The organism is Actinomycetospora sp. NBRC 106375 (assembly GCF_030269665.1).
In the GTDB taxonomy this organism is placed as follows: domain Bacteria; phylum Actinomycetota; class Actinomycetes; order Mycobacteriales; family Pseudonocardiaceae; genus Actinomycetospora.
Genome location: NZ_BSTS01000001.1, coordinates 84,566 through 104,718 on the forward strand (window position 1 = coordinate 84,566; position 20,153 = coordinate 104,718).

General features: G+C 73.7%; 15 protein-coding genes and 3 pseudogenes. 5 read left to right on the top strand and 13 right to left on the bottom strand.

Annotation, left to right across the window (positions count from 1 at the left end; translation table 11 throughout):
- Positions 1–80: 80 nt before the first annotated feature.
- From QSK03_RS00430 to QSK03_RS00455, 6 genes are all read right to left on the bottom strand, one after another.
- On the bottom strand, positions 81–275 hold the full coding sequence (locus QSK03_RS00430) for a ubiquitin-like protein Pup (protein WP_274194800.1): 195 nt from the start codon (positions 273–275) through the stop codon (positions 81–83).
- Positions 276–386: 111 nt separating this feature from the next.
- A complete protein-coding gene (gene dop, locus QSK03_RS00435; RefSeq protein ID WP_285647990.1) occupies positions 387–1,904 on the bottom strand; it encodes a depupylase/deamidase Dop in 1,518 nt (505 codons plus the stop codon).
- Positions 1,901–3,172, bottom strand: a complete 1,272-nt coding sequence (locus tag QSK03_RS00440; RefSeq protein WP_285647991.1) for a multidrug effflux MFS transporter — start codon at positions 3,170–3,172, stop codon at positions 1,901–1,903. Before QSK03_RS00440 ends, dop begins: the two co-directional genes overlap by 4 nt.
- Positions 3,169–4,410 (bottom strand): esterase/lipase family protein, encoded by a 1,242-nt coding sequence (locus QSK03_RS00445; RefSeq protein ID WP_285647992.1) that lies wholly within the window; start codon positions 4,408–4,410, stop codon positions 3,169–3,171. Before QSK03_RS00445 ends, QSK03_RS00440 begins: the two co-directional genes overlap by 4 nt.
- Before the next feature lie 37 nt (positions 4,411–4,447).
- Entirely contained in the window at positions 4,448–6,259 is a 1,812-nt protein-coding gene (arc, locus tag QSK03_RS00450) for a proteasome ATPase (RefSeq protein ID WP_285647993.1), read from the bottom strand.
- Between the two features lie 174 nt (positions 6,260–6,433).
- Entirely contained in the window at positions 6,434–7,270 is an 837-nt protein-coding gene (locus QSK03_RS00455) for a tRNA (adenine-N1)-methyltransferase (RefSeq protein ID WP_285648566.1), read from the bottom strand.
- Positions 7,271–7,480: 210 nt separating this feature from the next.
- Here QSK03_RS00455 and QSK03_RS00460 point away from each other — a divergent pair, with 210 nt between their 5' ends.
- The 3 genes and pseudogenes from QSK03_RS00460 to QSK03_RS00470 all read left to right on the top strand — a co-directional run.
- Positions 7,481–8,341, top strand: coding sequence for a RecB family exonuclease (locus QSK03_RS00460; RefSeq protein WP_285647994.1), 861 nt, complete (start codon positions 7,481–7,483; stop codon positions 8,339–8,341).
- A 134-nt stretch (positions 8,342–8,475) separates the two neighbouring features.
- Positions 8,476–8,634, top strand: a pseudogene (locus tag QSK03_RS33075) (acyl-CoA thioesterase domain-containing protein); the annotation flags it as partial.
- 40 nt (positions 8,635–8,674) lie between these two features.
- Positions 8,675–9,034, top strand: a pseudogene (locus QSK03_RS00470) (hypothetical protein); the annotation flags it as partial.
- Here QSK03_RS00470 and hisG read toward each other — a convergent pair.
- From hisG to metH, 4 genes and pseudogenes are all read right to left on the bottom strand, one after another.
- Positions 9,031–9,942 carry an ATP phosphoribosyltransferase gene (gene hisG, locus QSK03_RS00475; protein ID WP_285647995.1) on the bottom strand — a complete coding sequence of 304 codons (912 nt, stop codon included), beginning with the start codon at positions 9,940–9,942 and terminating at the stop codon, positions 9,031–9,033. The pseudogene QSK03_RS00470 and the gene hisG sit on opposite strands and share 4 nt — an antisense overlap.
- A gap of 33 nt (positions 9,943–9,975) precedes the next feature.
- On the bottom strand, positions 9,976–10,239 hold the full coding sequence (locus QSK03_RS00480) for a phosphoribosyl-ATP diphosphatase (RefSeq protein ID WP_285647996.1): 264 nt from the start codon (positions 10,237–10,239) through the stop codon (positions 9,976–9,978).
- A gap of 151 nt (positions 10,240–10,390) precedes the next feature.
- Positions 10,391–11,050, bottom strand: a pseudogene (locus QSK03_RS00485) (HAD family hydrolase); the annotation flags it as partial.
- A complete protein-coding gene (gene metH, locus QSK03_RS00490; RefSeq protein WP_285647997.1) occupies positions 11,043–14,588 on the bottom strand; it encodes a methionine synthase in 3,546 nt (1,181 codons plus the stop codon). The pseudogene QSK03_RS00485 and the gene metH, both read right to left, overlap by 8 nt.
- 173 nt (positions 14,589–14,761) lie before the next feature.
- On the opposite strand from metH, the gene QSK03_RS00495 reads away from it, so the two are divergent.
- Both QSK03_RS00495 and QSK03_RS00500 read left to right on the top strand, forming a co-directional pair.
- Positions 14,762–15,625, top strand: a complete 864-nt coding sequence (locus QSK03_RS00495; protein ID WP_285648567.1) for a PAC2 family protein — start codon at positions 14,762–14,764, stop codon at positions 15,623–15,625.
- Complete coding sequence (locus QSK03_RS00500) at positions 15,622–16,782, top strand: MFS transporter (protein WP_285647998.1); 1,161 nt, start codon at positions 15,622–15,624, stop codon at positions 16,780–16,782. The genes QSK03_RS00495 and QSK03_RS00500 overlap by 4 nt, the downstream gene beginning before the upstream one ends.
- 107 nt (positions 16,783–16,889) lie before the next feature.
- Here QSK03_RS00500 and QSK03_RS00505 read toward each other — a convergent pair whose 3' ends face one another.
- The 3 genes from QSK03_RS00505 to QSK03_RS00515 form a co-directional block, all read right to left on the bottom strand.
- Entirely contained in the window at positions 16,890–18,158 is a 1,269-nt protein-coding gene (locus QSK03_RS00505) for an MFS transporter (RefSeq protein WP_285647999.1), read from the bottom strand.
- Between the two features lie 128 nt (positions 18,159–18,286).
- Complete coding sequence (gene eccB / locus QSK03_RS00510; protein ID WP_285648000.1) at positions 18,287–19,696, bottom strand: type VII secretion protein EccB; 1,410 nt, start codon at positions 19,694–19,696, stop codon at positions 18,287–18,289.
- Between the two features lie 37 nt (positions 19,697–19,733).
- Positions 19,734–20,090 carry a DUF2237 family protein gene (locus tag QSK03_RS00515; protein WP_285648001.1) on the bottom strand — a complete coding sequence of 119 codons (357 nt, stop codon included), beginning with the start codon at positions 20,088–20,090 and terminating at the stop codon, positions 19,734–19,736.
- Positions 20,091–20,153 lie beyond the last annotated feature (63 nt).

The window sequence follows — 20,153 nt, forward strand, 5'->3', positions numbered from 1 at the left end:
CCCCGGTCACAGCGAACCGGGGTCACGGGGGCGGCGTGGTGTCTGGAGGCCGAACGGAGTACGAGGGCTCCGCCGGGAGGTTACTGGCCGCCCTTCTGGACGTACGCCCGGACGAAGTCCTCGGCGTTCTCCTCGAGCACGTCGTCGATCTCGTCGAGGATCGTGTCGACGTCCTCACCGAGCTTCTCGCGGCGCTCCTGGCCGGCGGCGGTGCTGTCCTCGCCGCCGTCGCCGTCGTCGCCCCCGCCCTGCCGCTGGGTCTGTTCCTGCGCCATGGCTAGCCTCCCGGGGTCTTTCCTGCAGCGGGTACTGCGCTTTCGAACCCTACAGACCCGGGGCGACATCTGCCGTGACGCAACGCTCCCGAGCCCGCGGCGGCGGGGTCGTCAGCCCCGGGTGAGCGCCTCCACCAGCGCGGTCGCGTCGGCGGAGTTGTCGATCAGCTCCCCGACGTGCCCGCGCGTGCCCCGCAGGGGCTCGAGGGTCGGGATCCGCACGAGCGACTCGCGGCCCAGGTCGAAGATGACCGAGTCCCACGACGCCGCGGCCACCTCGTCGGGGTAGCGCTCCAGGCAGCGGCCGCGGAAGTAGGCGCGGGTGTCCTCCGGCGGGTGGGTGACGGCCGCGCGCACGGCCTCCTCGTCGACGAGGCGCTTGATCGAGCCGCGGGCGACCAGGCGGTTGTACAGGCCCTTGCCCTGGCGCACGTCGGTGTACTGCAGGTCGATGAGGTGCAGCTTCGGCGAGTCCCAGGGCAGGTTGTCGCGCTGCTGGTAGCCCTGCAGCAGGTTGAGCTTGGCGACCCAGTCGAGCCGGTCGGCGCAGCGCAGCGGGTCGGTGCCGAGGTCGTCGAGCACCTGCTGCCACGTCTCGAGGACCTCGAGGGTCATCGGGTCGATCTCGCCGTCGGCGCTGGTCTCCTCGTGCTTCCAGGCGCGCTCGAGGTAGGCGTGCTGGAGGTCCAGGGCGGTCATCTTCCGCCCGTCGGAGAGGTCGACGGTGGTCTTCAACGTCGGGTCGTGGCTGATGCGGTGCACCGAGCGCACCGGCTCGAGCAGGCGAAGGTCGTCGAAGCGCACCCCGCCCTCGATCATCGAGAGCACCAGGGCCGTGGTGCCGAGCTTGAGGTAGGTCGAGTACTCGGCGAGCGTCGCGTCGCCGATGATGACGTGCAGCCGGCGGTACTTGTCGGCGTCGGCGTGCGGCTCGTCGCGGGTGTTGATGATGCCGCGCTTGAGCGTGGTCTCCAGCCCGACCTCGACCTCGATGTAGTCGGCGCGCTGGGAGAGCTGGAACCCCGCCTCGTCGCCGGACGGGCCGAGGCCCACGCGCCCGGCGCCGCACACCACCTGGCGCGACGCGAAGAACGGCGTCAGCCCGGTGATGATCGTGGGGAACGGGGTCTGGCGGGCGCAGAGGTAGTTCTCGTGGGACCCGTAGCTCGCGCCTTTGTTGTCGATGTTGTTCTTGTACAGCTGGATCCGCGGGGTCCCGGGGACCGTCGCCGCCCTCTCGGCGGCGTCCTCCATGACCCGCTCCCCCGCCTTGTCCCAGATCACCGCGTCGCGCGGGGTGGTGACCTCGGGCGCGGAGAACTCGGGGTGCGCGTGGTCGACGTAGAGCCGGGCGCCGTTGGTGAGGATGACGTTGGCGGCGCCCAGGTCGTCGAGGTCGCCCGCGTCCGGCGGCGGGCCTGCGCTCGGGCCGAGGTCGAACCCGCGGGCGTCGCGCAGGGGCGACTCGACCTCGTAGTCCCAGCGGGCGCGCCGGGCGCGCGGCACCTCGGCGGCGGCGGCGTAGGCCAGCACGATCTGCGTCGAGGTGATCACCGGGTTCGCGGCCGGGTCACCGGGGACGGAGATGCCGTACTCGATCTCGGTGCCCATGATGCGGCGCGCGGTCATGCCTCCGACCCTAATTGCGTCCGCGCCTCGCGGCCCGCTCCGGGCGGCGCGGTGCGCCACAGGACACCGAACACGACCGCGCCCAGCACGACGGCCCCGGCCATCGTCGCCGCCATCGGCACCGCCGACCGGCTGCCCGCCAGGCCCACGAGCGGGGCCGTGCCGGCGCCCACGATGAACTGGGCGGTGCCCAGCAGGGCCGACGCGCTCCCGGCGTGCTCCGGGTGGTCGGCCAGGGTCAGCGTCGTGGCGCTGGGCAGCACCAGGCCGACGCCGACCACCGTGACGAAGAGCCCCGCCACGACCCCGGCGAGCCCGCCGTCGAGCAGCGTCGAGACCAGCAGCACCCCCGTCCCGACGGCGGCGACGCCCAGGCCCGCCGCGACCAGCCGCACGGGCGGGACCCGGCCCGAGCCGGCCAGACGCCCCGCGACCTGCACCGACGCCACGATCCCCACCGAGTTGGCGGCGAACACCCCCGAGAACGCCTGGGGCGAGAGCCCGTAGAGGTCCTGCAGGACGAACGTCGAGCCGGAGATGTAGGCGAACATCGCCGAGAACAGCAGGCCGGCCGCGAGCACGCAGGCGACGACCCGGCGGTCGCCGAGCAGCACGCGGAACGACGCGAGGGTGGCCGCGGCGCTACCGGAGCGGCGGCGGGACCGCGGCAGCGACTCGCGCACGAGCACGAGGACCGCGAGCCCGGACAGCGCCCCGTACACGGCGAGGACGACGAACACCCCGCGCCAGCTCGTGACCCGCAGCAGCTGCCCGCCGAGCACCGGCGCGACGATCGGGGCCACGCCGGAGACGAGCATCAGCGTCGCGAACGCACGCGCCGACGTCGTGGCGTCGCTGGTGTCGCGGACCACCGCCCGCGCGACGACGATCCCCACGGCCCCGAGCAGGCCCTGGAGCAGGCGCAGCGCGACGAGCACCTCGACCGAGGGCGCCACCGCGCACAGCACCGAGACCACCGCGAAGCCCGCGGCCCCCAGCAGCATGGGACGACGGCGCCCGAGCACGTCGGACAGCGGGCCCGCGACGAGCTGGCCCAGCGCGAGCCCGACCAGGCACGACGTCAGCGAGAGCTGCGTGACCGACGGCGTGGTGGCCAGGTCGGCGGTCAGCGAGGGCAGCGCGGGCAGGTAGGTGTCCAGGGACAGCGGCGCGGCCGCGGTCAGGGCGCCGAGCACGACCAGGCGCGCGCGGTGACCCTGCTGTCGCTGCCCGCTCGCCGAGTCCTCGGACGGAGCGGGCCCGCTCACGCGCTCGTCTCGTCCGTGTCGCCGTCCTCGGCCGTCAGCCAGCGCATCAGGTGGTCGTGGACGTCGGGGTCGTTGAGCAGGTGGAAGTGGTGCGACGACGTCAGGGGCTCCACGTCGGTGACGGCGCCGCCCGCGGAGTCGACGGGCACCAGCAGGTCGCCGAGGGCGTTCGCCAGCGGGTGGTGCGCGGAGCTCGTGAGGCACGCGGCCACGGCGTGGTGCGACGCGTGGGCGAGCAGGGGCACCTCGGTGTCCGACACGCCCGTCACGAGGTCGCGGATGCCCGCGGACCGGCGGTCGAGGAACTCGCCCCAGGTGCGCGAGTTCGACCACCGGGACAGCTGCGAGGCGAGCTGGTCGACCCGGTGGGCCAGCGGCGCCCCGCGGTGCGGCGAGCCGAGGTAGACCATGCGCCGGACCGCCGCGACCCACGGCTGCCCCGTCTGCACCGCGTGGTGGCAGGCGTGGCGCAGCACGAGGCCGCCCATCGAGTGCCCGACGAGGTCGAGGCGCCGGACGGCCTCGGGCCAGCGGGCGAACAGGTCGGTGAGCAGCAGCGAGAGCGCCGTGCCGTTGTCGGCGATGCGCAGCCCGGAGTTGTAGCGCAGCAGCAGCGGCGTCGCGCCGGTGGCGGAGGCGACGCGCTCGGCGTAGCCCTCCCCCGCGCTCGCCTCGCCGTAGAGACGCCAGGCGTGCTCGGTCTCCCCGAGCCCGTGCACGAACAGCACGAGGCGGGTCAGGTCGCGGTCGGGGTGGTCGGCGACGACGGCGCGCAGCGCCTCGGGGTCGCCGGGCAGCTCGCCGTGCTCGTCGTCGACGGTGGCGGTGTAGAGGGCCATGGGCACGGCGAGGTCGTTGTCCAGGGCCACCATGTGGTCGCCGACCAGGCCGTTGATCGCGCCGGTGAGCACCGCGCCGGTGGGCGTGCCGGTGATCGGGCGCCAGTCGCCGGGGCGGGCGAGCGCGGCCGCGGCGCCGACGCCCTGTCCGGCGAGGTGCGAGATGCCGCGCACGGCCGCGTACACGCCCGTGCTGATGCCGTCGTGCAGCACCTGGACGGGCTTCGACGCCGGCCCGAGCCCGACCCGGCGCAGCGCCCCGAAGACGGTGCCGGAGATCGCCTCGTGGGTGCCCTGGACGGGTCGCGAGACGATGTCGACGGCCTCCGACGCGACACCGGCCGCCCCGCGGACCTCGTTGCGGTCCTGGCGGGACGGCCGGTGATGCTCGTCGGTCATGCCTTACACGGTACCCGCTGTCACAGGTACCGGCCCGTCACAGGTACTGGCCCGTGTTGGAGGCGGTGTCGATCTCCTTGCCCTGCGTCGCGCCCTTGCCGGTGACCAGGGTGCGGATGTACACGATCCGCTCGCCCTTCTTGCCCGAGATGCGTGCCCAGTCGTCCGGGTTGGTCGTGTTGGGCAGGTCCTCGGACTCGGCGAACTCGTCGACCACGGCGTCCAGCAGGTGCTGCACGCGCAGGCCGGGCTGGGAGCTCTCCAGCTCGGACTTGATGGCCGACTTCTTCGCCCGGCCGACGATGTTCTCGATGACCGCGCCGGAGTTGAAGTCCTTGAAGTACAGGACCTCCTTGTCCCCGTTGGCGTAGGTGACCTCGAGGAACCGGTTGTCGTCGGTCTCGGCGTACATCCGCTCGACGACCCGCTCGATCATGCCGTCGAGGCACGCCGCGCGGTTGCCGCCGAACTCGTCGATGTCGTCCTCGTGCAGCGGCAGGCCGTCGATCAGGTACTTCGAGAAGATGTCCTGCGCGGCCTCCGCGTCCGGGCGCTCGATCTTGATCTTCACGTCGAGACGGCCGGGCCGCAGGATCGCGGGGTCGATCATGTCCTCGCGGTTCGAGGCGCCGATGACGATGACGTTCTCGAGCCCCTCGACACCGTCGATCTCGCTGAGGAGCTGGGGCACGATCGTCGTCTCGACGTCGCTCGAGACACCCGAGCCGCGCGTCCGGAAGATCGAGTCCATCTCGTCGAAGAACACGATCACCGGCGTGCCCTCGGACGCCTTCTCGCGCGCCCGCTGGAAGATCATCCGGATGTGCCGCTCGGTCTCGCCGACGAACTTGTTGAGCAGCTCCGGGCCCTTGATGTTGAGGAAGTGCGCCTTGACGTCGCGGCTGTCCTCGCCGCGGGTCTCGGCGACCTTCTTCGCCAGCGAGTTGGCCACGGCCTTCGCGATGAGCGTCTTGCCGCACCCGGGCGGGCCGTAGAGCAGCACGCCCTTGGGCGGACGCAGCTGGTAGGTCCGGAACAGGTCGGCGTGCAGGAACGGCAGCTCGACCGCGTCGCGGATGGAGTCGATCTGCCGCGCGAGGCCGCCGATGTCGGTGTAGGCGACGTCGGGGACCTCCTCGAGCACGAGCTCCTCGACCTCGGCCTTCGGCACCTTCTCGTAGGCGTAGCCCACCTTGGTGTCGACCATCAGCGAGTCGCCCGGCTTGAGCTCGGGCCCGTCCTCGGACAGCAGCGAGTCGGCCAGGTGGATGACGCGCTCCTCGTCGGCATTGCCGATGATCAGCGCGCGGGTCCGGCTGCCGTCCTCGTCGGTGAGGATCTCGCGCAGCGCGCAGACCTCGCCGATGCGCTCGTAAGCGCCCGCCTCGACCACGGTGAGGGCCTCGTTCAGCCGCAGGGACTGCCCGCGGGTGAGCTCGGAGGTCTCCACCGCCGGCGACACGGCCACGCGCATGCGGCGGCCGGACGTGAACACGTCGACCGTCGAGTCCTCGTGCGCCTCGAGGAACACGCCGTAGCTCGACGGCGGTTGCGCGAGCCGGTCGACCTCCTCGCGGAGGCTCACGAGCTGCGCGCGGGCCTCCTTGAGGGTGTCGGTCAGCTTGTCGTTGCGCTCGGTCAGCTGCGCCACACGCTGCTGAGCCTCGCCCAGACGCTGTTCCAGGATGCGCGCGTGCCGAGGGGATTCGGTCAACTTGCGACGCAACAGCGCGACCTCGTCCTCGAGGAAGCGCACCTGTGCTGCCATGTCCGCCGAGCCACGGTCGTGTCGTTCGCCGCGGTCCCGGCCCTGGTCGGATCGGCCCCTGGGGTCGTCGTCAGTCGTCACGGCGCCCTCCTCCGCTACTCCGTGGCTAGAACCGTACCCGTGAATCGAGGTGTCCGTGGAGTAGCGCGCCGGTGACGGACTTCTCACGGGCGGCTCTTGCGCGGCGTCACGGTGGGTCATTCCCGCATCACAGGAGGGCCTTCGTGGATCACCGATGATCGGATCTCGCGGGCGTCAGCCGCGGCTGGGCCTGCGCTGCACCCGGGGCGGGGTCACCCCGTCCGCCAGTCGCCGGGCCGTCAGCAGGAACGCCGTATGGGCGATCATCCGGTGCTCCGGGCGCACGGCGAGCCCCACCGCGTGCCACGGGCGGACCATCGACTCCCACACCTGCGGCTCCGTCCAGCACGCCTGCTCACGCAGCGCTTCGGTCAGCGTCGAGAGCTGCGTGGTCGTCGCGACGTAGCCGACGAGCACGCCGCCGGGCACGAGCGTGTCCCGCACGACCGGCAGTGTCTCCCAGGGCGCGGCCATGTCGAGCACGATCCGGTCCGCGGTCCCGTCCGGCTCCGCGGGGTCGTGGTCGGCGAGGTCGCCCACGCGCAGGTCCCAGGTCGCCGGCCGCTCGCCGAAGAAGCGCTCGACGTTCTTCTCGGCGTGCTCGGCGTGGTCGGCACGGACCTCGTAGGAGCGCACGTGACCCGTCGGCCCGACCGCGCGCAGCAGGCTGCACGTCAGCGCCCCCGACCCCGCACCGGCCTCGAGCACCCGCGCCCCGGGGAACACGTCGCCCCACATCAGGATCTGCGCCGCGTCCTTCGGGTAGATCACCTGGGCCCCGCGCGGCATCGCGAGCACGTAGTCGGGCAGCAGGGGGCGCAGCGCGAGGTAGGGGGTGTTGGCGGCCGAGAGCACCACGCTGCCCTCGGGTGCGCCGATCAGCTTGTCGTGGTCGATCGCCCCGCGGTGCGTGTGGTAGCTCTGCCCGCGCTCGAGCACGAGGCTGAAGTGGCGGCCCTTCGGGTCGGTGAGCTGCACCCGGTCGCCCGGACGGAACGGTCCGCTGCGCACCGGGCCGCGCTCGGTGTCGCTGACGTCCTCGGCGCTCTGCACGACGGGACACCCTAGGGAGCGGGGCGCGACGCGACCGCGAGGGGCACGGTCGGCAGGCGCCGGGCCCTGTCGATCATGCGCAGCGTGCCTCTCGCGGCGCGCGGGCCCCCGGCGGGCTGCGCGCTGAGGCGCCAGGCCGTGTCGGGGGCGTGATCTAGCCTCGCGGGCATGAGCACGGAGGCCGGGGTGACGGCGGGTGCGGCGCCCGCCGACGCCCCGCGCCCGCCCGCGCTGTCGCCGTCCCGGGCGGTCGACTTCCGGCGGTGCGCGCTGCTCTACCGCTTCCGGGCGGTCGACCGGCTGCCCGAGACGCCGTCGCCCGGCGCGCTGCGGGGCACGGTGGTGCACGCGGTGCTCGAACGACTGCACGGGCTCGACGCCGCGGACCGCGACCCTGCTGCCGCGCGCGAGCTCGCGCGCACCGTGCTCGACGAGCTGGATCCCGCCGAGCGGGCCCGGCTGGGCGAGGACCCCGGCCTCGACGGGCTGCTCGCCGGCTATTTCGACCTCGAGGACCCGCGGACCGTCACGTCGGAGGGCCGCGAGCTGCGGGTCGAGGCGGAGCTGGGAGACGGGACGCCCCTGCGTGGCTACCTCGACCGCCTCGACACCGGGCCCGGCGGGCTCACGGTGGTCGACTACAAGTCGGGCCCCGCGCCCACGGTGCGCGGGGAGATGCGGGCGCTGTTCGGCGTGCGCTTCTACGCGCTGCTGCTCGCCCGCACGCGGGGCGTGGCACCGACGGTGCGGCTGCTGCACCTCGGGAACGCGACGTCGCTGACGCTGCGGCCCACCACCGCCGAGCTCGACCGGTTCGCCGGCGTCCTGGCCGCGGTGTGGGCCGCCGTCACGCGGGCGGCGCCCACCGGCGACTTCCGCCCGAACCCCGGTCCCGGCTGCTCGTACTGCGAGCACCGCGGGCGCTGCCCCGCCTGGGGCGGCGAGCCCCTGCCGTACCCGGGCTGGCCCGACGACGGGCCCGTCGACCTCCCCCTCCCCCGCCCCCGTACCGGAGAGCCGCCCCTGTGACCTCCTCCGCGACACCGGTCGTGACCGAGCCGTTCTTCCGGCTGCTCGAGCCCGGCACCACCGACCCGCCGGGCGCCCAGCGTGTCCTCGCCACCGGCTCCACGGCCGGGCCCTGGTTCCCCGACGCCCAGCACATGGGGCCGCCGAGCGCGCTGCTGGTGCGCGCCCTGGAACGCTGCGCGCCGCGGGACGAGATGGCGCTGACCCGCCTGACGGTCGAGGTCCTGGGTCGCGTGCCGATGGGTGAGCTGACGATCACCGGCCGGGTCGAGCGCGCCGGGCGCACCATCGAGCTGGTGGTCGCCGAGCTGGTCGCGGACGGGCGGTCGGTCGCCCGCGCGACCGGGTGGCGGCTGGCGGTCACCGACACCACGGCGGCGGCCACCGACCCCGGACCGGCGCTGCCGCCTCCCGAGGAGGGGCGCGCGATCCCGAACCCGCCGGGCTGGCTGCCCGGCCGCGGTGGCCGACTCGACCAACGGCGCGGCGGCCCGCCTCGACCTCAACGACTGGCTGTTCGTCAACACCGACCTGACCCTGCACGTCCACCGCGCCCCGCGGGGCGAGTGGATCGGGCTCGACGCCGACAGCGTCATCGGGCCGGAGGGCGCGGGCCTCGCGTCCTCGGTGCTGCGCGACCGCGACGGCCCGATGGGTCGCGCCGCGCAGGCGCTGACGGTGCGGCCTCGCTAGGGGGTCAGTGCGCCGGCCCCGTTCGCGGCGGGACCGATGGCGCGGCAGGACTGCAGCGAGGACGTCACGATGCCCGTGGCGCCGAGGTCCGCGAGCTCGTCCATGATGTCGTTGACCCGCTTGCGCTCGACCATGGAGCGGACGGCGACGAACTTGTCGTTCGACAGCGGCGCGACGGTGGGCGACTCGATGCCCGGGGTGAGCTCGACGGCGCGGTCGAGGAGATCGGTCGGGCAGTCGTAGTCGAGCATGACGTAGCGGCGGGCGTAGACGACGCCGCGTAGGCGCTCGACGAACCGCGACTTCTCCCGCTCGGTGTCGGGCGCGTCGGGCACCTGGTCGAACTTGGCGTTGCGGTCGATGATCACCGCTTCGGACTCGGTGATCGGCTCGCCGATCGTCACGAGGCCGTGCTGGGCCAGGGTGCGCCCCGAGCTCACGACGTCCGCGATCGCGTCGGCCACACCGAGCTCGATCGAGATCTCCACGGCGCCGTCCAGGCGGATGACGTCCTTGGCCGCGATGCGCTGCTGCGCGAGGTTGGCGCGGACGAGGCGGGGATAGGACGTCGCGATCCGCTTGCCGGCCAGGTCCTGGACGGTCCACTCGTTGCGCAGGGGCGCCGCGTAGCGGAACTTCGACTGCCCGAAGCCGAGCTGGAGCAGCTGCTTGACCGAGGCGGACGACTCCTCGGTGAGGTCGTGGCCGGTGATCCCGAGGTGCAGCTGGCCCTCGGACACGTAGGTCGCGATGTCCTTGGGGCGCAGGTAGAAGAAGGTGACGTGGTTGGCCTCGTCGTGCAGGCTCAGGTCACGGCTGTCCGACCGTTGCCGGTAGCCGGCGTCGCGCAGCATCGTCGACGCCTCCTCGGCCAGGGATCCCTTGTTGGGAACGGCGACGCGGAGCATGGTCCTTCTCCTCCTGACACCCGGCGGTGTCCACTACAGGTGCTTGTAGACCTGGTCGAGCGTGAGCCCGCGGCCGAGCATGATGACCTGGGTGCGATAGAGCAGCTGGGAGATCTCCTCGGCCAGCTTGTCGTCGGTCTCGTACTCGGCAGCGATCCACACCTCGCCGGCCTCCTCGAGCACCTTCTTGCCCTGGGCGTGGACCCCGGCATCCAGAGCGGCCACGGTCCCCGACCCCGCAGGTCGGTCACGGGCCTTGACGGCGAGCTCGTCGAAGAGCTCCTCGAACGTCTTCACGGACAGCCATCGTTGCACGTGGTCACTGCGGGGTGCACAACCTGGGTTCCCGTGCACCGCCGCAACCGTTCGTCCCGCGCCCCGCCGCCGCGCCGTCCGGCCGTCCCGACGCGCCGAACGGACCGTCGGTCCGGGTCCGGACGGTGACGGGGAGGGCCGCTCGGAGGTCGTCGACGGTGAGCCCGACCAGGCTCTCGCGCAGGATCCGGCGCTCCCCCGCGGGTACGGGGACCTCGGACGGGACGACGAGGACCGTGGCGCCGGCGGCCACCGCGGAGCGCGTCCCGGTCGGTGAGTCCTCGACCGCGACACAGGCGGCCGGGTCGACGCCGAGCAGCTCCGCCGCGCGCCGGTACGGCGCGGGGTCGGGCTTGGTCGCGGTCACCTCGTCGCCGCACACGGTGACGTCGAAGTACTCGCGGCCGATGGTGTCGAGCGCGACCTCGGTCAGCTCCCGGTAGGTGCTCGTGACCAGCGCCGTCGCCACGCCCCCGGAGCGCACGGCCGCGAGGGCCTCCCGGGCGCCGGGGCGCCACGGGAGGTCCCGGGCGAACAGCTCCTTGGTGCGCTCGAGCAGCCAGCGGCCGTCGGCCTCGACACCCGCGTGGTCACCGGGGTCGAGCCCGACCTCGGCGCGCACCGCCGACACCGAGCGCCGCAGCGACGAGCCCACGAGGTCCTCGCGGGTCGCCGCCGACAGCGTGCCGCCCAGGTGGGCGGCGAGGTCGGCCAGGGACACGTCCCAGAGCCGCTCGGAGTCGACCAGCGTGCCGTCCATGTCCCACAGGACGGCCGCCAGGGACTCAGGCATTGAAGTACTTGGCCTCCGGGTGGTGCACGACGAGCGCGTCGGTGGACTGCTCGGGGTGCAGCTGGTCCTCGTCGGAGAGCTCGACGCCGATGCGGCTCGGGTCGAGCAGGTCCACGATCTTCGTGCGGTCCTCGACGTTCGGGCAGGCCCCGTAGCCGAGGGAGAAGCGCGCGCCGCGGTAGCCGAGCTTGAAGTACTCTCCGACGTCGGCGGGGTCCTGGTCGGCCATGGTCGAGCCGTCGGCGAAGGTCAGCTCCTCGCGGACGCGGCGGTGCCAGTACTCCGCCAGTGCCTCGGTGAGCTGCACGCCGAGGCCGTGGACCTCGAGGTAGTCGCGGTAGGAGTTGTCCGCGAACAGCTTGTTGGCGAAGTCGGCGATGGGCTGGCCCATCGTCACGAGGTTCATCGGCATGACGTCGACGCCGCCGAGCTCGCGGGCCTCGTCGCGCGTGCGGAAGAAGTCCGCGAGGCACAGGCGCCGGTCGCGCTTCTGGCGCGGGAAGGCGAAGCGGTGCAGCTCGCCGGCGTCCGGCTTGGCCTCGTCGAGGACCACGACCTCCTGGCCCTCGGAGATCACCGGGAAGTAGCCGGTGACCAGGGCCGCGTGCGAGGTGATGCCCTCGGACTGCAGGCGGTCGAGCCAGTAGCGCAGGCGCGGGCGGCCCTCGGTCTCGACGAGCTCCTCGTACGACGGGCCCTCGTCGCCCTTCTGGCCGCGCAGGCCCCACTGGCCGAAGAACGTGGCGCGCTCGTCCAGCAGCGCCGAGAAGTCCTGCAGGCGCAGACCGCGGACCACCCGGGTGCCCCAGAACGGCGGCTGCGGGACCTCGATGCGCCGGGCGACGTCGGAGATCGCGTCGGGGTCGAACGCGGGGTTCTCGCCGCCGGCCTCCTCCTCGCGCTTGGCCTTGATGCGGTTCGAGCGCTCGCGGCGCTCCTTGCGCTCGGCGGCCTTCTGCTGCTCCTCCTCCGAGGGGCCCTCCCCGGTCATGACCGAGTCCATGAGCTTGAGGCCCTCGAAGGCGTCCTTCGCGTACCGGACGTCGCCCTGGTACAGCTCGCCCAGGTCGTTCTCGACGTACGAGCGGGTCAGCGCCGCGCCGCCGAGCAGCACCGGGTACTTGTCGGCGACCCCGCGGTCGTTCATCTCCTGCAGGTTGTCCTTCATGACCACGGTGGACTTCACCAGCAGCCCGGACATGCCGATCGCGTCGACCTTGTTGTCGTCGGCCGCCTCGAGGATGGCGTTGATCGGCTGCTTGATGCCGATGTTGACGACGTCGTAGCCGTTGTTCGACAGGATGATGTCGACGAGGTTCTTGCCGATGTCGTGGACGTCGCCCTTGACCGTCGCCAGCAGGATCTTGCCCTTGCCGGAGTTGTCGGTGGCCTCCATGAACTGCTCGAGGTGGGCCACCGCGGCCTTCATCACCTCGGCCGAGGCCAGCACGAACGGCAACTGCATCTTGCCGGCGCCGAAGAGGTCGCCGACGACCTTCATGCCACCGAGCAGGTCGGTGTTGATGATGTCGAGCGGGTCCTTCTCCTCCATGCCGGCGTCGAGGTCCTCCTCGAGGCCGTTGCGGTCACCGTCGATGATCCGCTGCGCGAGGCGCTCGAAGAGCGGCATCGCGGCGAGCTTCTCGGCGCGCTCGTCCTTGGCCGACTGCGCCGACACGCCCTCGAAGAGGTTCATGAAGTGCTGCAGCGGGTCGTGCTTCTCGCGGCGGTCGTAGACGAGGTCGAGCGCGGCCTCGCGCTGCTCCTCGTCGATCTGCGAGAACGGCAGGATCTTCGCGGAGTTGAGGATGGCGGTGTCGAGGCCGGCCTCGGTGCACTCGTTGAGGAAGACCGAGTTCAGGACCTGGCGCGCGGCGGGGTTGAGGCCGAACGAGATGTTCGACAGGCCCAGCGTCGTCTGGACCTGCGGGTACTTCTCCTTCAGCTGCTTGATCGCGTTGATCGTCTCGATGCCGTCCTTGCGGACCTCCTCCTGGCCGGTGGAGATCGGGAAGGTCAGGCAGTCGATGATGATGTCCTCGACCCGCATGCCCCAGTTCTCGGTGAGGTCGGAGATGAGGCGGAACGCCACACGGGTCTTCCACTCCGCGGTCCGGGCCTGGCCCTCCTCGTCGATGCACAGTGCCACGACGGCGGCGCCGTGCTCGTGGACGAGGCGCATGATCTTCTGGAACCGCGAGTCCGGGCCGTCGCCGTCCTCGTAGTTCACCGAGTTGATCGCCGAGCGACCGCCGAGCTGCTCCAGGCCGGCCTCGAGCACCTCGGGCTCGGTGGAGTCGAGCACCACCGGCAGCGTCGAGGCCGTCGAGACGTCGTGGGAGAGACGGTCCATGTCGGCGACGCCGTCACGCCCGACGTAGTCGATGCAGAGGTCCATCCAGTGCGCGCCCTCGCGGGTCTGTGCCTTGGCGATCTCCACGCACTGCTCGTAGTCCTCCTCGACCATCGCCTCGCGGAAGGCCTTGGAGCCGTTGGCGTTGGAGCGCTCGCCGATCATCAGCAGGCCGGTCTCCTGCCGGAACGGCACGGAGTGGTACATCGACGAGATGCCCGGCTCGGGCTGCGGGTCGCGGGTGGCCGGCGTGAGGTCGCGGCACTTCTCGGCCAGCGCGCGCACGTGGTCGTTCGTCGTGCCGCAGCAGCCGCCGACGAGCTGGAGGCCGTAGTCGGTGATGAACGAGGCGCAGTAGTCGGCGAGCTCGTCGGGGCTCAGCGGGTACTCCGGGCCGTTCGGACCCAGCTCGGGCAGGCCGGCGTTCGGCATGACCGTCACAGGGATGCGGCTCTGACGGCTCAGGGCCCGCAGGTGCTCGCTCATCTCGGCGGGGCCGGTGGCGCAGTTGAGGCCGATGCCGTCGATGCCGAGCGGCTCGAGCGCGGTGAGCGCGGCGGTGATCTCCGAACCGACGAGCATCGTGCCGGTGAGCTCGACGGTGACGTGGCAGATGACCGGGACGCGCTTGCCGTACTGGTCCATCGCCCGGTAGGCGCCGAGGATGGCGGCCTTGGACTGCAGGAGGTCCTGGCAGGTCTCGACGAGGATCGCGTCGGCGCCGCCCTCGAGCTGGCCGAGCACCGACTCGATGTAGGCGTCGCGCAGCTGGGCGTACGGGGCGTGGCCGAGGGTCGGCAGCTTGGTGCCCGGACCGTTGGAGCCGAAGACGAAGCGCGGGCGCTCGGCGGTGGAGTACTCGTCGGCGGCCTGACGCGCGATCTTCGTGCCCTCGAGGGCGAGCTCCCGGATGCGGTCCGGGATGTCGTACTCGTTGAGGTTCGGCCAGTTCGTGCCGAAGGTGTTCGTCTCGATGATGTCGCTGCCGGCCTCGAGGTGGCCCTGGTGCACGGCGAGGACGGCGTCCGGACGCGACACGTTGAGGATCTCGTTGCAGCCCTCGAGCTGCTGGAAATCATCGAGCGAGAGGTCCTGGTCCTGCAGTGCGGTACCCATGGCACCATCACCGATGAGTACTCGGGAGTGCAGTGCGGACAGGAATGCAGACTCACTCGAAGTAGTCATCACACGATCGTAACGTGATCGACGAGCAGTCCCGGGCGCACTGCGAGCCTCGTCACGACACGTACGCTGTCCGCGTGCCCGTGCCCGACGACCTCTCCGACGAGACGACCGAGACGACCCCGACCGAGGAGCCGGAGGACGCGACCGCCTCCGAGGGGTCGAACGCGCCGGTCATGCTGGCGGCGTTCGAGGGCTGGAACGACGCCGGGGACGCGGCGAGCACGGCCGTGGAGCACCTCTCGTTGCACTGGGACGCCACCGAGCTGTCGTCGATCGACCCGGACGAGTACTACGACTTCCAGGTCTCGCGCCCGACCATGCGCCTCGTGGACGGCGTCAGCCGCGCCATCGACTGGCCGACCACGCGGCTCACCCGCTGCCGGCCCCCGGGCTCGGCGCAGGACCTCGTGCTCGTGCGCGGCATCGAGCCGAACATGCGGTGGCGGGCCTTCTGCGCCGAGATCATCGACCGCGCCCGGGAGCTCGGGGTGGGCACGGTGATCACGCTCGGGGCGCTGCTCGCGGACACGCCGCACACCCGGCCGGTGCCGGTCACCGGGACGTCGTTCGACAAGGCCTCGGCGGCCCGCTACCGGCTGCAGCGCTCCCGCTACCAGGGCCCCACCGGGATCGTCGGCGTCCTCCAGGACGCCTGCGTGCAGGCCGGCATCCCGGCGATCTCGTTCTGGGCCGCGGTGCCCCACTACGTGTCGCAGCCGCCCGCGCCGAAGGCCACGATCGCCCTGCTGCAGCGCGTCGAGGAGGTCCTCGACGTCGAGGTCCCCCTCGGCGGGCTGCCCGAGCAGGCCGAGAAGTGGGAGCGCACGGTCTCGGAGATGGCCGACGAGGACGACGAGGTGCGCGAGTACGTCAAGGCCCTCGAGGAGGCCGGCGACGCCGAGACCGACCTCGAGGAGGCCTCCGGCGAGGAGATCGCCGCCGACTTCGAGCGCTACCTGCGCCGGCGCGGTCCCGGCGGGCCGGGCGACACCGCCGGCGGGCCGCCTGGCCCCGGCAAGGGTCCCTGGGAGCGGTGACCGAGGCGCCCTCTCGCCCGACCGTCGCCCGTCTCCAGGTCGCGGGCCTCTACGCCGGTGGGTTCCTCGGCCCGTTCGGCGGCGGGATCACGGCGTCGATGCTGCCCGAGCTCGGCGCCGACCTCGGGATGTCGCCGTCCGCGGCGTCCAGCTCGCTGACGGCCTACCTGCTGCCGTTCGCGCTGCTCATGCTCGTGTCGGGCACGCTGGGCCAGCGGTGGGGCGCGCGCCGGACGGTGCGGACCGCCTACGTCGCGTACGTCGTGTTCTCGCTGCTCGGCGCCGTCGCCACGACGGGCTGGCTCTTCCTCGGCGCCCGGGCGCTGCAGGGGGCGGCGAACGCCTTCACCACCCCGCTGCTCCTGGCCTCGCTCGCGGCCGCGTCCCCGCCGGAGCGCCTCGGCCGCTCGTTGGGCGTGATGGGCTCGCTGCAGGCGGCCGGGATGACCTTCGCCCCGCTGGTCGGCGGGATCGCCGCGGCGCTGGACTGGCGCGGCGCCTTCGTCGGGGTAGCGGTCGTCGCGGCCGTGCTCGCCGCCGTCGGGCTGCCCGCCGCCCCCGCCCGGGACACGGAGCGCAGCGGAGCTGGACCAGAGGGGACCGACGCGGGTGACCGCCCGCGACTGCGGGACGCCTGGCGGCCCTCGGTGCTGCGGCTGGGCCTCGTCGCCGGCCTGGCGTGGGGCGCGCTCGGGGGCCTGGCCTTCCTCGTGGCGCTGCGCGTCGAGGACGCCTTCGCCCTCGGCGCGGGACTGCGGGGTGCGCTGCTCACCGGGTTCGGGATCGTGGGCCTGCTGACCGCGCGCCTCATCGGGGGCGGGGTCGACCGCGTGGGGCCGGGGGTGGCCGTCCGCGTCGGCGCCGTCGCGGCCGCCGTGCTCGTCACCGCGGTCGGCGTCCTGCCCTCGCCGCTCGCCGTGGCCGTGGTCTGGGCGCTCGCGGGCGCGACCGCCCAGCTCGTCCTCGTCGGCGTCAACACCCTCGTGCTGCGCGGCGGCACCGCCGGTGGCGTGTCGGTGGTCCAGGCCCTGCGCTTCCTCGGGGCCGCGGCCTCGCCGGCGGTGTTCCTCGCGCCGTACCACCTCTCCCCCGTCGCCGGCTTCGGTCTCGCGGGCGTGGTCCTGCTCGGCGCGGCGATGCTGGTGCCGCGGCGCTGATCTGCCGGGTCCGGGGGTTCGGGCGGCGTGGCGGTGGGAGCGAGGGGCGCCTTGGGTGCGTGGGACGCAGTCGGGGCGTCCCTCGATCCCCCGCCGGGTGACGCGCCTCAAGACCCGATCAGCCGGCGGGCGGCGGGGAGGCCGAGTGCCGCGGCGGCCACGGCGGCGAGCACCGCCAGCCCGGCCAGCGGTCCGAACAGGCTGCCGTCGCCCGCGAGGGCGGAGAGCACGAACGGCACGCCGAAGCCGAGGTAGGCGCACGCGTAGAACGTGCCGGTGAGCGCGCCGCGCTCGGTGGGCAGCGCCAGACGGGCCACCGTCGAGAGGCCGGACGCGAGGCACAGCCCGTACCCCGCGCCCAGCAGCAGCGCGGCGGGGAGCAGCAGCGGCCACGCGTCGAGCGCGAGCGACAGCAGCGCCACCCCGAGACCGGCCGCGCCGAGCCCGAGGCCCGCCGGGCCCGCGCGCGTCGCGCCGAGACGGCGCTCGAGGGGCGGCACCAGCGCCCCGGTCGACAGCGTGACCCCGGCGACGATGCCCGCGACCGCCACCGCGATCCCCGGCATCTGCGGGGTGAGCAGCAGCGGCAGGACCGTCGCCGCCGTCGACGGGAACGCGAACACCCCGAGCGCGATCGGCACGACGACCAGCACGAACGCGCGCCGCGTCCCGGCCGGCACACCGAGGTTGACGACGGGGCCGCCGCCCTTCCGGCGCTCCGGGCCGAGCGTCTCCGGGACGAGGGGCAGCAGGGAGAGCGCGCCGAGCATGAGCACGACGTGCACGAGGTAGGGCACCAGGGTCGGCAGCGGGCCCCACTGCCCCAGCAGCCCGGCGACCAGCGGCCCGCCCGCCCAGCCGGCCGCGAGCGCGATCGTGGTGAGCCGTGCCGAGCGACCCGGCTCACCGATCAGCTCCCCCAGCCACGCGGTGCCGACGCTGAACACGACCCCGGACACCGCGCCCTGCAGGAAGCGGCCGACGAACAGCACCACGACCGATGAGCCCGCGGCGAGGAAGAGCACGGAGACCAGCCCGGCGAGCACCACGAACGGCACGACGACCGGGCGGCGGCCGCGGCGGTCCGACGCCGGGCCCGAGAGCAGCAGCGCCGGGATCAGGCCCGCCGCGTAGACCCCGAACGCCGCCGTCAGCGTCGTCGGCGAGAGCCCGAGCGTCTCGCGGTAGATCAGCAGCAGCGGCGTGGGCACGTTCGTGCCGAAGGCGACGACGAAGACCACGGTCCACAGCGCCGCGGTCGCCGACGGCGCCCCTCGCCCCGTCGGGACCCGCGCCGGTCGCATGCCCGCACCCTGCCCCACCCGGGGGCGGCGCAGCGAGGGCGTCCCTGGGTGCGTGCGACGCAGCGAAGGCATCCCTCGCTCCCCCGGGCCGCGTGGGGGTGGGAGCGAGGGTCTCGCAGCGAGGGCGTCCCTGGGTGCGTGCGACGCAGCGAAGGCGTCCCTCGCTCCCCCGAGCCGCGCGTCCCCCCGAGCGTGCCGGGTCAGCGGGCCGTCTGCGCCGCGAGCGGGTCGAGGGTGGGGCCGCGCGGGAGGAGGTCGAGCACCGCGCGGGAGGCCGGGCGCGGCGTCCCGAGGCCGAGGGCCGCGGCGGCCGCGGGGTCCGGGACGGCGTAGACGCGCCCGCCGGGGTCCACGAGCACGCCGCGGGCCGGGTCGACGGGTCGGCCGGGCGCTCCCGGTCCGACGGGCACCACGTAGGCACCGCCGCCCGCGACCCAGGCGCCGTCGAGCGGCGGGCCGACGAGCCGGGTCGGCTCGACCGGCCCGGGCAGCGCCGGGGCGGCGTACACCGCGGCTCCGCCGTCGGCGTCGGCGCGCACGCACGCCGTGGTGGCCTCGTCGTAGGTGACCAGGCGGGGGAAGGTCGACGGGTACGCGCCGACGTCGACCACCCCGACGCGCGGCACCGCGGCCAGCCGTCCGGCCGGGACCGCGGCGATGCCCGGCTCCGCGGCCGGGTCGGGGTTGGCGAACCGGGCGAGCTGGGCGACGACGGCCGGGACCTCCTGCACCCCGCGCGCCGCGACGAGGAAGAAGCGGTCGCCCTGGCTGACCACCGCGCCGACGAGGACACCGAGCGCCGCCGTGCGGGCGTCGGTCGGCCTGGTGCCGCTGTCGGGCACCGAGACCGGGACCAGGGGCGGCCCCTCGGGCAGCGTGCCGAGCAGCGCCGGGCTCGCGGCGCGGGCCCGGGCGCCCGTGAGCTCCAGCCCCCGCACGACGGAGCCCTGGGCCGGGTCGATCCGGGCGCGCCGGCCGTCGGTGACGAGCCAGAACCCGTCGGGGCCGCGCAGCAGCAGCGCCCGGTCCCCGGCGAGCGGGCGGCCCGGGGCGGGCAGGCCGCCCAGCGCCACCGTGCTCACGTCCGGGTCGGCGCCCGGGTCGGGCACCGAGGGGTCGAGGGCGGCGTGGTCGCACACGGCCCAGGCGTCCGCGGCGCCGACCGCCGGGTCCGGGAGCACCGACGGCGCCCCGGGGATGCCGGCGGGCGCGGTGCGCGGAGCCGTCGCGAGCTCGTCGTCGCGTACCGGGACGGGCGGTCCGCCCACGTCGCGGTTGCCGGCGCCCGCCGCGAGCAGGCGCGCCGAGGTCAGGTTGAGCGCCGGGACCAGGCGGTCGGGTCCGTGCGCGACGGCGTAGAGCGCGCCGGAGGGCTCCCCCCGCACCACCGCCTCGTCGCGCCACCCCTCGTCGCCGCGGACGAGCCCGACCACCGCGAACCCGGCCAGCGCGAGCACCCCGAGGACCGCTCCCACGAGCAGCGCCCGGTTCTGACGCCGCCCGGGGTCGTGCCGCGGGGTCGGGTCGCGGCCCACGAGCGCGGACTCCAGCCGGCGCACCGCGAACCGGTGCGCGTGCACCTGGGTCGCGGTGGGCGGCTCGGTCGACACGGCCAGATCCCTACCGCATCGCGGCGGCGGGCGTGGGTCACTCGGTGATGCGGTGCGCCTCCAGGTCGGCGAGGTCGACCCACTCCAGCGTGCGGGCGTGGGTCGCCTCGAGGACGACCGGCGGGGCGACGCCCCCGTCGAGGGCCTCCTTCCACCTGCTCGCGCACAGGCACCAGCGGTCGCCGGGCTGCAGCCCCGGGAAGCCGACGTTCGGAGCCGTGAGGTCGTTGCCGCGGGCGGCGCTGAAGGTCAGGAACAGCTCGGTGACGCGGGCGCACACGGTGTGCACGCCCGCGTCGTCGGCGCCGGTCTCGCAGCAGCCGTCGCGGTAGAAGCCGGTGATCGGGTCGTGACTGCAGTCGGCGAGCTCGCCGCCGAGCACGTTGCGGGCCATACCCCCGAGGTACCCATGTGAGCAGTTGGCGCCCCTCCCGGGGCGCCAACTGCTCACATGGGG